This window comes from Microbacterium sp. (assembly GCF_035556355.1).
GTDB lineage: Bacteria > Actinomycetota > Actinomycetes > Actinomycetales > Microbacteriaceae > Microbacterium.
Genome location: NZ_DATMFG010000052.1, coordinates 1 through 10,166, shown reverse-complemented (window position 1 = coordinate 10,166; position 10,166 = coordinate 1). Strand labels below are relative to the sequence as shown.

Sequence of the window (10,166 nt, the reverse complement as noted above, 5' to 3'; positions counted from 1 at the left end):
GAAGCCCTGACCGATCACCCAGCCGGTCGCGTTCGGCACCGACGAGCCGCCGCCCACCGGGAACGGTCCGCGGTTGAACAGCCACTCGATGGGCGCGATGCCGGACGAACCGAACGTGCCGTTGCGCAGCGTGAGCGCATGCAGCGAGCCCCAGTTCCACCTCGCCGGGTTGTCGCCCTGCAGCTCGACCAGCCGCTCGTATGCGGCCTGGGCGACGTGCCGGAGCATCTCGTCCTGGCCGGACACGCGCAGCGACGGGTTCGTCCACCACTCGGAGGTCTCGTCGTCGAGGAGGTTGCCGACGACGACGAACAGACGGCTCTGGTCGGTCATCGGCGCGGGGTTCTCGCGCCCGCGTACGAACAGGCTCTGCACGAGCTCGTCCCACAGCACGTTCGCGTACGCCGCAGCGGCGGAGTCGGGCTCGTTCTGCGCGTCCCACTCGCGGAGGAGCTCGAGCGCGGCATCCGTCTTCTCGTCGCCCGTGTCGAGCTCCATGAACTCGGCCGTCAGGCGCTTGCCCATGTGGAAGTCGTCGTCGGCCTGGATCGCCTGCATGTCGGCGGCGGTGAGCTCGCCGTTCGCGGCCCGACGCTGGATCATCTCGGTGATGCGGGCGGCGCGGAATCCGTGGTCCCAGTCCCGCGTGAGGAAGTGCGGGTACTCGTCGGGCACGATCGCGTTGTTCGCCGTGACGATGAAGCCCTCGTCGGGGTTGTACACGACCGGGAGCTCGTCGAACGGGATGAACCCCTGCCAGTCGTATGCCGAGTCCCACCCGGGCTGCGGCATCGTGCCGTCGCCGGCGCCGCGCATCGGCAGCTTGCCCGGCGTCTGGTACCCGATGTTGCCGTCGACGTCCGCGTAGACGAGGTTCTGCGCCGGCACGTCGAAGTGCGACGCGGCGAGGCGGAAGTCCGAGAAGTTGCGCGCGCGGTTCATCGTGAAGATGGCGGATGCCGTCGTGCCCGGTTCCAGCGCGGTCCACTTGAGGCTCACCGCGTACTCGCCCGTCGGCGGGTTGACGGGCTCGGTGATCACGCCGTTCGTGCCGACGAACGGGTCGGCGGCCACCGCGGTGAAGTCGTCGGTGAGCCCCGACACGATCGGCCCGTTGACGGTGCTCCGGATCGTGAGCTCGACGTCTTCACCGCCCGCCACGCGGATCGTCTCGGTGCGCTCCTCGAGCGGCACGAGCGCGCCGTCGCGCCAGTACCGGTCACCCTCGATCTTCTCGAGGTAGAGGTCGGTCACGTCGGTGGTGAGGTTCGTGAAGCCCCACGCGACCCGGTCGTTGTGGCCGATGACGACTCCCGGAACGCCCGAGAAGCTGAAGCCCGCGACGTCGAAGGGGCACTCGTCGGTGAGCTCCGCACAGCGCAGTCCGACCTGGTGCCACACGCTCGGCAGCGACGCGCCGAGATGCGGGTCGTTCGCGAGCAGCGGCAGGCCGCTCTCGGTGAGGTCGCCCGAGACGACCCACGAGTTCGAGCCGATGCCCTCCCCGACCGGGCCGACGAGGTCGCTCACCGACTCGATCACGTCCGAGACGGATCGCCAGTCGATGGCGGCCGCCGCCGCAGACGCTTCATGCGACACGGATGCCGCAGCCGACGCCGTCACATCGGTCGAGACCGCTCCCGCGGCGTCGCCGCCCTCATCCTCGGCCTCTGCGTCGGCATCCGTCGCCTCGGGGTCGATCGGCGAGACGGTCTCGGACGGCGCGGGGGCGTTCTCGGAGATCTCGGGAACGATGACCGGATTGCGGTCGAACGGATACGACGGGTAGAGCGTCGCCATCTGGGCCTCGGTGAACTCGCTCGCGACGATCGCGCGCTCCGTCTCCTCCTCGATGTTCGACCGGAGGTCCCAGGCCATCGCCTTCAGCCACGCGACGGAGTCCGCCGGCGTCCACGGCTCGATCCGGTAGTCGGAGTTCTGCAGGCCGAGCACCGCGTACTCGAAGGACGCGTCGGGGCCCTTGTGGCCCGCGAGATAGGCGTTGACGCCCTCGGCGTACGCCTCGTAGTAGGCACGCGTGGTCTCGTCGAGCAGCTCGACCTCCTGCTCGGCGATCTGACGCCACCCGAGAGTGCGGAGGAACATGTCGGTGCCCAGCTGCGACTCCCCGAACATCTCCGACAGGCGTCCGCTCGTCACGTGGCGGCGGAAATCCATCTCCCAGAAGCGGTCCTGCGCGTGCACGAAGCCCTGCGCGAAGAAGAGATCGTGCGTGTCGGTCGCTGTGATGACCGGGATGCCGAGCTCATCGCGCTGCACGCTGACCTCGCCGTTGAGCCCGGACAGGACGAGCTCGCCGTCGAGCTGCGGGAACGAGCGCTGGATCGTCCACACGATCGCGCCGACGGCGATCAGGGCGATCACGACGACGCCCGCGACGATGCTGTAGAGCGTGATGCCGATCTTGCGGCCGAAGGACGACTTGCGGGGCTGCCGCTCTTCAGAGGGTTCGATGAACGCCGGATGGTCCGTGTCGGACTCGGTCTGTGTCTTCAGCATCGAAGTTCTTTCGCGGGTTGGCGAGGAACGGGACGCGGTGTCGTGCATCGCGAACCCCGGTGTCGTGCGTTCGGGTCACACGCACCGTCGGGGAATCCTAACCCGCCCAGCCCGGCGGCGCAGAACAAAGTCCGGTGAACGGGCCGTGAAGGCGGGGTCCGAGACGACTCAGCGCGGCGTTCCGACCTGTGCGGAGCCCGCGGAACGGGGTTCAGTCGGTGCCGAAATCGAACGCGGCGGCCTCGGATGCGGCATCCGTCGCCTCTGCGAGCTCTTCGCGCTCCGCGCTGTAGGCCTCGGCGTGCTCGGTGATCTCGCCCGCCTCGCCCGGCTGGAGGTGCCCCACGAGCTCGCCGGTCGCACCGCCGATGATCCCCGCGGACGCGTAGTACTCGAGGCGCGAGCGCGAATCGGCGATGTCGAGGTTTCGCATCGTGAGCTGGCCGATGCGGTCGGTGGGTCCGAACGCGGCGTCGCCCACGCGCTCCATCGAGAGCTTCTCGGGGTGGTACGACAGGCCCGGTCCGGTGGTGTCGAGGATTGTGTAGTCCTCGCCGCGGCGCAGGCGCAGCGCGACGGTGCCGGTGATGGTGGAGCCCACCCACTTCTGGATCGACTCGCGCAGCATGAGCGACTGCGGCTCGAGCCAGCGGCCCTCGTACATGAGGCGTCCGAGGCGGCGGCCCTGCTCGTGGTACGTCGCGAGCGTGTCCTCGTTGAGGATGCCGTTGACGAGCCGCTCGTACGCGATGAACAGCAGCGCCATGCCGGGCGCCTCGTAGATCCCGCGCGACTTCGCCTCGATGATGCGGTTCTCGATCTGGTCGCTCATGCCCAGGCCATGGCGACCCCCGATTCGATTGGCCTCGAGCACGAGCGCGACGCCGTCGGAGTACTCGACGCCGTTGAGCGCGACCGGGCGGCCGGCCTCGAAGGTCACCGTGACGTCTTCGGTCTCGATCTCGACCTCGGGGTCCCAGAACCGCACGCCCATGATGGGCTCGACCGTCTCGAGCGACACGTCGAGGTGCTCGAGGGTCTTGGCCTCGTGCGTCGCGCCCCAGATGTTGGCATCCGTCGAGTACGCCTTCTCGGCCGAATCGCGGTACGGGAATCCGTGCGCGACCAGCCATTCGCTCATCTCTTTGCGACCGCCGAGCTCGCGCACGAAGTCGGCGTCGAGCCACGGCTTGTAGATGCGCAGCGCGGGGTTGGCGAGCAGCCCGTAGCGGTAGAACCGCTCGATGTCGTTGCCCTTGTAGGTCGAGCCGTCGCCCCAGATGTCGACGCCGTCCTCCTTCATCGCACGCACGAGGAGCGTGCCCGTGACGGCGCGGCCGATGGGCGTCGTGTTGAAGTACGTGCGCCCGGCGGAGCGGATGTGGAAAGCGCCGCACGCGAGCGCACCGAAGCCTTCTTCGACGAGTGCGGGCTTGCAGTCGATGAGCCGTGACACCTCGGCGCCGTAGGTCAGGGCGCGCTCGGGGATCGACTCGATGTCGTCTTCGTCGGGCTGGCCGAGGTCTCCTGTGTACGTGCACGGGATCGCGCCCTTGTCGCGCATCCACGCCACCGCGACGGAGGTGTCCAGTCCTCCCGAGAAGGCGATGCCGACGCGCTCGCCGATGGGCAGGGACTGGAGCACTTTGGACATGGATTCCAGTCTAGTTGCGCGGTGCTCGGCACCCATCCCGTCGTTCAGCCGGAGTGAGACCGCGACCACCACGTCCGGGCCGTGCTCGTGGCGGCGCAGAGCGCGTGATCGCGACGAAAGCTGAAAGTTTGCTGAGAGACTCGCGCGCGCGTATGTCCCCTATTTGGGGGACAAGCTACTGTGACATTCGTCACGCCGGCGCTGGGGGCCGATGACGTGACCGCTGGGGGGCACAAGGGCTGGGGCCAAAGCCTTCCATTTCTGGGAAACCCTCAGGCGCGCCTGACTGCAGCGGGCGCGCCTGAGGCGTTCCGGGGCGCCGCTCACGCCATCGCAGGCTCCTGCTCGGGTGAGGAGGCGGTACCCGGCTCACCCACTCCCGTCCGGCGGCGCCACCACACGACGAGCGCGCCGATGCCGAGGATGACTGCCGCGATCGCGACGATGTACAGCGCGACGCCCGGGTATCCCGCGACGGGTTCGAGGGCCGAGTTGTTCGGGTCGAGGAACGGGTACGGGTACCAGTACGGGGCGCCGGTGGCGGGGTTCACCGTGAGCGGCCCGCGAGCCATCGTGTAGATCGCCCAGAGGATCGGGAACCCGGCGACGACCCAGACCGCCGACCACGGCAGGCGTCGCCGCCGCGGTCCGACGAACACGTCGATGAGCAGGAACGCCGGCCCGATCAGGTGCAGCACCTCGTTCGACCACGGGATCGGCTCGCTCCCCTGCGGGAGTTCGATGTGGCGGAGCAGTGTGTTGTAGACGACCCCCGTCACGACCATGTACGTGCTCACGCACGTGAGCGCGACCGCGAGGGCCGCCGGTTCGGCATCCGCCGTACGGCCGCGTGCCCAGTACCAGATCGCAGCCCACAGCAGCACGAGCGCGGCGGCGGTGTTGGAGAGGATCGTGAAGAAGCCGAAGAAGTTCACGACCGTGACCCCGACGTCGCGCCCGAGCCCCGCGGCCGTGTCGACCGACATCACGAGCTGGGCGACGACCGCCGAGACGATCGCGAGCGCCATCACGGCGCGCGCGGCAGACCAGACCGACGCCATCGTGGTGCTTCGCATGCGCTCACCTTAGCGGCGCAATATGCGCTGATCGGGGGTTTCACGGATGCCGCGCCGTCGTGCCGCGCTGCCGTGCGCCGTTGCGACAGCGCTCTACCGCGCCCGACCCCTCGTCGACGACCGACTCGATCGCGTCGATGACGAGCTCCATCCACGACGCCCACTGCTCGGGGGTGAAGTGCTCGTGCAGGAGCATCGTTGCGTCCACCACGACGTGGGGCCCGGTCTCGCCCGTCGCAGGACGGCGCCTCATGAGGACACCCTGGGCGGGTCATCCGGAGGGCGTCGATAGGATGGGGTGTAACCGTCCGCAAACGGGGGAGAGCCCATGCCAGGCATCGTGATCGTCGGAGTGCAGTGGGGAGACGAGGGCAAGGGCAAAGCCACTGACCTGCTCGGCGATCGCACCGACTGGGTCGTCAAGTTCAACGGCGGCAACAACGCCGGCCACACGGTCGTGATCGGCGACGAGAAGTACGCGCTGCACCTGCTTCCCTCGGGCATCCTGTCGCCGGGCGTGAACGCCGTCATCGGAAACGGCGTCGTCGTCGACCTCGAAGTGCTGTTCGCCGAGCTCGAGGCGCTGCACGCGCGCGGCGTCGACACGTCGCGTCTGCGCGTGAGCGCGAACGCGCACATCATCACGCAGTACCACCGCACGCTCGACAAGGTGACCGAGCGCTTCCTCGGCAAGCGGCAGATCGGCACGACCGGCCGCGGCATCGGGCCGGCGTACGCCGACAAGATCAACCGCGTCGGCATCCGCGTGCAGGACCTCTTCGACGAGAACATCCTGCGCCAGAAGGTCGAAGGCGCCCTCGACCAGAAGAACCACCTGCTGCTGAAGGTCTACAACCGTCGGGCGATCACCGTCGACGAGGTCGTCGAAGACCTGCTGTCGTACGTCGAGCGCCTTCGTCCGCTCGTCGCCGACACGTCGCTGCTGCTCAACGACGCGCTCGACAACGGCGACGTCGTCGTGTTCGAGGGCGGTCAGGCCACGATGCTCGACGTCGACCACGGCACATACCCGTTCGTGACGTCGTCTTCGGCGACCGCAGGCGGCGCCGCGACGGGCGCGGGCGTCGGCCCCAACCGCCTCGACCGCATCGTCGGGATCGTCAAGGCCTACACGACCCGCGTCGGGTCGGGTCCCTTCCCCACCGAGCTGCACGACGAGCAGGGCGACTGGCTGCGCTCGCGCGGCTTCGAGTTCGGCACGACGACCGGCCGCCCGCGTCGCGTCGGCTGGTACGACGCGCCGATCACGCGCTATGCGACGCGCATCAACGGCATCACCGATCTCGTGCTGACCAAGCTCGACATCCTCACGGGGCTCGACCAGATCCCCGTGTGCGTCGCGTACGACGTCGAGGGCGAGCGGTTCGACGACATCCCGGTGAGCCAGTCCGACTTCCACCACGCGAAGCCCGTCTACGAGTACTTCCCGGGGTGGAGCGAAGACATCAGCACCGCGCGCTCGTTCGAGGACCTCCCCAAGGCGGCGCGGGACTATGTGCTCGCGCTCGAGGAGATGAGCGGGACCCGCATCTCGGTCATCGGCGTCGGCGCAGCGCGCGACGCGGTCGTCGTGCGGCACGACCTCATCGACTGACCGTGTCGCAGCCCCGCGGAGCCGTTCACCCGGATCAGGACATCCGGCGGGCGCAGGAGGTTCTGGCGCGGAACCTCCTGTCTGCGCCAGATGTCCTGATTCGGGCGAGGGGGTGGGCCGCATGAGGTTCTGGCTCGGCGGGTACACCCCCGAGATGGAGGGTTCCGCACCGGGCATCGGGGGCCTGCTCGCCGGCGCGCCCGACGATCACCTCGCGGGCGGACCGCTCGCATACACGGGCGGCGTCGTGCGTCCGCGACGCGACAACGGGAACACGGATGCCTCGACGGCACTCGACCCGGCGGCGACGGGCTCGCCGTCTTGGCTCGCCGCCCACCCTCGCCTCGACGTCGTGTACGCCGCTCTCGAGGGGTCCGCCCACGTGGCCGCGTTCCGTCGCGCAGGCGACGCGGAGCTCGAGCACCTCGGCGAGCTCGTTCCCGTGGGTGACATCGTGTGCCACGTCGCGGTCGCTCCGGATGCGTCGTCGCTCGTCGCGTGCGCGTGGGGCGACGGCTCGGTCGTGCGGGTCGCGCTCGACGCCGCGGGGAGGCCTTCACGGCCGGTGACGGCGGCTGCGGCATCCGACCCCTACGGCGACGACTCGGATGCGGGTGACGCGGGTGAGCCGTTCGCCGCCGCCGGCGCGATCGACCTCGCGGCGGCAGCCCGTGCCCTGCGCGAGGCGGCCGGCGAGGAGTACGCCCACCTCGTGCCCGACGTGTCGTCGGCCGCCGGAGCGCGTTTGGGGCGCGATTCCGACCCTGGGGCGGAAGAGATGCGCCCCAAGGAAGGAAACACGCCCCAAACCGCCCAGGAGGAGCCCGAGTCCGAACCCGAACCCGAGCGGACCTCGCGGGCGCACGCGGCGGCGTTCCTCCCGGACGGCCGCATCGCGACGACCGACCTCGGGTTCGACCTCGTTCGCATCTGGCGGGAGACTCCGTCGGGCCTCCGCCTCGACCACGAGGTGAGGCTGCCGAAGGGATGCGGCCCGCGGCATATGGTCGTCCACCCGAGTGGTCATCTGCACGTCGTGACGGAGTTCTCGAGCGAGGTGTTCACGCTCGCGCGCGACCGCGAGGGTCGGTGGCGGGTCGTCGCGGGAACGGCGGCCTCGCCCGCGTCGAGCTTGGGCGACACGGGCGCGGAGCTGGCGATGTCGCGCGACGGACAGTTCCTGTACGCCGGCCTGCGCGGATCGAACACGATCGCGACGCTGCGAGTGCGCGGCGCGGGCGAGACGGTCGAGCCTGTCGCACTCGTCGAGTCGGGCGTCGACTGGCCGCGCCATCACCTCGTCGTGCGCGACACGCTGCTCGTCGCGGGGCAGCGTTCGAACGACGTCGTGTCGCTCACGCTCGACGAGCGCACCGGTGTTCCCGGGCGAGTGCGCCATCGCGCCGAAGCACCCTCGCCGTCGTGCATCCTGCCGGCGCGCTGACCGCCGCGCCGAGTATGGCGAGGCGCTGACCGCCGCGGGCGGCGCCACGCGCCGCCCGCGCAGCTACTCCTTGGCGTCCTGCCGCGGGATGATCACCTGCTTGATGATGAGCAGGATCGACGCCGTCACGGGGATCGCCACGAGCGCGCCGAGCAGCCCGAGCAGCGTGCCGCCGACCAGGGCGCCGATGACCACCAGTGCACCCGGCACCGAGATCGTCTTGTTCATGACGCGGGGCGTGAGCAGGTATGCCTCGATCTGCATATAGACGAGGTAGATCGCGGCGAAGATGAGTGCCGGCACCCACCCCGTGAACAGCGCGATCGTCGTCGCGATGACCCAGTACAGCACCGAGCCGATGAGCGGGATCAGCGTGATCGCGAAGGCGAGCACCGCCATGAGCGCCGGGAACGGCAACCCGAGCACGAGGTGGAGGATGAACGCGACCACCGAGTTGCAGAAGGCGAGGATCACCATCCCCATGAGGTAGCCGCCGATGGAGTCGGTGATCTGCTCGGTCATGCTCGCGACCTTCGCGCGGTTGCGGGCCGGCGCGAAGCGGTTGAACGACTCCTTCATCACGGGCAGCGATGCCAGGAAGTACAGGCTCAGCACGAGCACGATGATGAGACCCGAGATCGTGGTCGCGACCCCCACGCCGAGCCGTAGGATGCCTCCGCCGATCGCCGCGATGTTGGCGGGGTTCGTCAGGAAGCCCTCGACCTCGGTGAGGACCGTGCCGATCTGGTCGCCGACGTTCGCCTGCAGCCATGCGTACATGTCGGATGACTCGAAGGCGTCGACCATGTCGGGGATGGAGCCGATGAACTGGGCGATCTGCGTGACGACCGCGGGGACGATGAGCCACAGGATCACGACCATCACGACGGCGAACGCGGCGTACACGATGACGATGGCCCATGGTCGCTTGACTCTGTGCCGCTCGAACCACCGCACGATCGGGTCGAGGCCGAGCGCCGCGAACAGTGCGAAGACGATGTAGATGATGATCGTCGACAGGTTCGACACGGCGACGCCGAGCACGAACGCGAACAGCCCGCCGAGCGTCAGGAAGAACCCGAGCGCGACCGGATGGTTGATGTGCGCGAGTCGTGCGGGGGGTGAGGGGTGGGGCGGTCGGGTGTCGATGACAGTGACCGCGGATGCGGCATCCGCCGCATCGGTTCCGGCAGCCGGGTCGGCTGCGACGGATTCAGGACCGGGGCTTGCCGTGCCGTCGCTCATGCGAACACTTTAGGACCGCGCCCCGTCGCGGCGCGGGAACCCGAGCGGCCGGTATCGTCGGAGGTCGAGGAGGACGCCATGACAGACGACGCCGACCCGACAGCCACCCTGTTGCGACTGCGGGCCAGTATCGACAACATCGACGCCGCCCTCATCTACCTGCTGGCGGAGCGCTTCCGGTGCACGAAGCAGGTCGGCGAGTTGAAGGCCGAGCACGGTCTGCCGCCCTCCGATCCCGCACGCGAGGAGCAGCAGATCGCCCGGCTCCGCCGCCTCGCCGAAGACGCCGACCTCGACCCCGAGTTCGCGCAGAAGTGGTTCACATTCGTCGTGGCCGAGGTGATCCGTCACCACACCGCCGTCGCAGACGGTCGCTGAGCCGGCGCCGGAAAGACCGGATGCCCCGGCCCGTCTGGGGCCGAGGCATCCGTTGTTCCCCGGGCGAAGCCCGATTCCCGAGGAGTCTCTAGGTGTTCTTCCCCGACACGTTGTGATCACGTGATGTGAGCGAAGACCTCCGGGAACGATGTGGGTAACCACACTCAGATCGTTTCCACGGAGGTCTTCGTGACTCACGCTAACGCGCCATTCACTCCCGAGGGCAGAGCACGC

8 protein-coding genes are annotated in these 10,166 nt (G+C 69.0%); 3 read left to right on the top strand and 5 right to left on the bottom strand.

Going from position 1 to position 10,166, the window contains the following annotated elements; genetic code table 11:
• The 4 genes from VNR19_RS14405 to VNR19_RS14390 all read right to left on the bottom strand — a co-directional run.
• A partial coding sequence (locus tag VNR19_RS14405) for a penicillin acylase family protein (protein ID WP_325727922.1) occupies positions 1 to 2,520 on the bottom strand: 2,520 nt, incomplete at its 3' end.
• Between the two features lie 211 nt (positions 2,521 to 2,731).
• A complete protein-coding gene (gene argG, locus VNR19_RS14400) occupies positions 2,732 to 4,174 on the bottom strand; it encodes an argininosuccinate synthase (protein WP_325727920.1) in 1,443 nt (480 codons plus the stop codon).
• 323 nt (positions 4,175 to 4,497) lie between these two features.
• Complete coding sequence (locus VNR19_RS14395) at positions 4,498 to 5,250, bottom strand: Pr6Pr family membrane protein (protein ID WP_325727918.1); 753 nt, start codon at positions 5,248 to 5,250, stop codon at positions 4,498 to 4,500.
• A gap of 40 nt (positions 5,251 to 5,290) precedes the next feature.
• Positions 5,291 to 5,503 (bottom strand): hypothetical protein, encoded by a 213-nt coding sequence (locus VNR19_RS14390; RefSeq protein ID WP_325727916.1) that lies wholly within the window; start codon positions 5,501 to 5,503, stop codon positions 5,291 to 5,293.
• Between the two features lie 75 nt (positions 5,504 to 5,578).
• Between VNR19_RS14390 and VNR19_RS14385 the strand changes: the two genes are divergently transcribed.
• Both VNR19_RS14385 and VNR19_RS14380 read left to right on the top strand, forming a co-directional pair.
• Entirely contained in the window at positions 5,579 to 6,865 is a 1,287-nt protein-coding gene (locus tag VNR19_RS14385) for an adenylosuccinate synthase (protein WP_325727914.1), read from the top strand.
• A 121-nt stretch (positions 6,866 to 6,986) separates the two neighbouring features.
• Entirely contained in the window at positions 6,987 to 8,309 is a 1,323-nt protein-coding gene (locus VNR19_RS14380; protein ID WP_325727912.1) for a lactonase family protein, read from the top strand.
• 63 nt (positions 8,310 to 8,372) lie between these two features.
• Here the strand turns inward: VNR19_RS14380 and VNR19_RS14375 are convergent, their stop codons facing one another.
• Entirely contained in the window at positions 8,373 to 9,554 is a 1,182-nt protein-coding gene (locus VNR19_RS14375) for an AI-2E family transporter (RefSeq protein ID WP_325727909.1), read from the bottom strand.
• A gap of 78 nt (positions 9,555 to 9,632) precedes the next feature.
• On the opposite strand from VNR19_RS14375, the gene VNR19_RS14370 reads away from it, so the two are divergent.
• Positions 9,633 to 9,932, top strand: coding sequence for a chorismate mutase (locus tag VNR19_RS14370; protein ID WP_325033749.1), 300 nt, complete (start codon positions 9,633 to 9,635; stop codon positions 9,930 to 9,932).
• Positions 9,933 to 10,166: the final 234 nt, after the last annotated feature.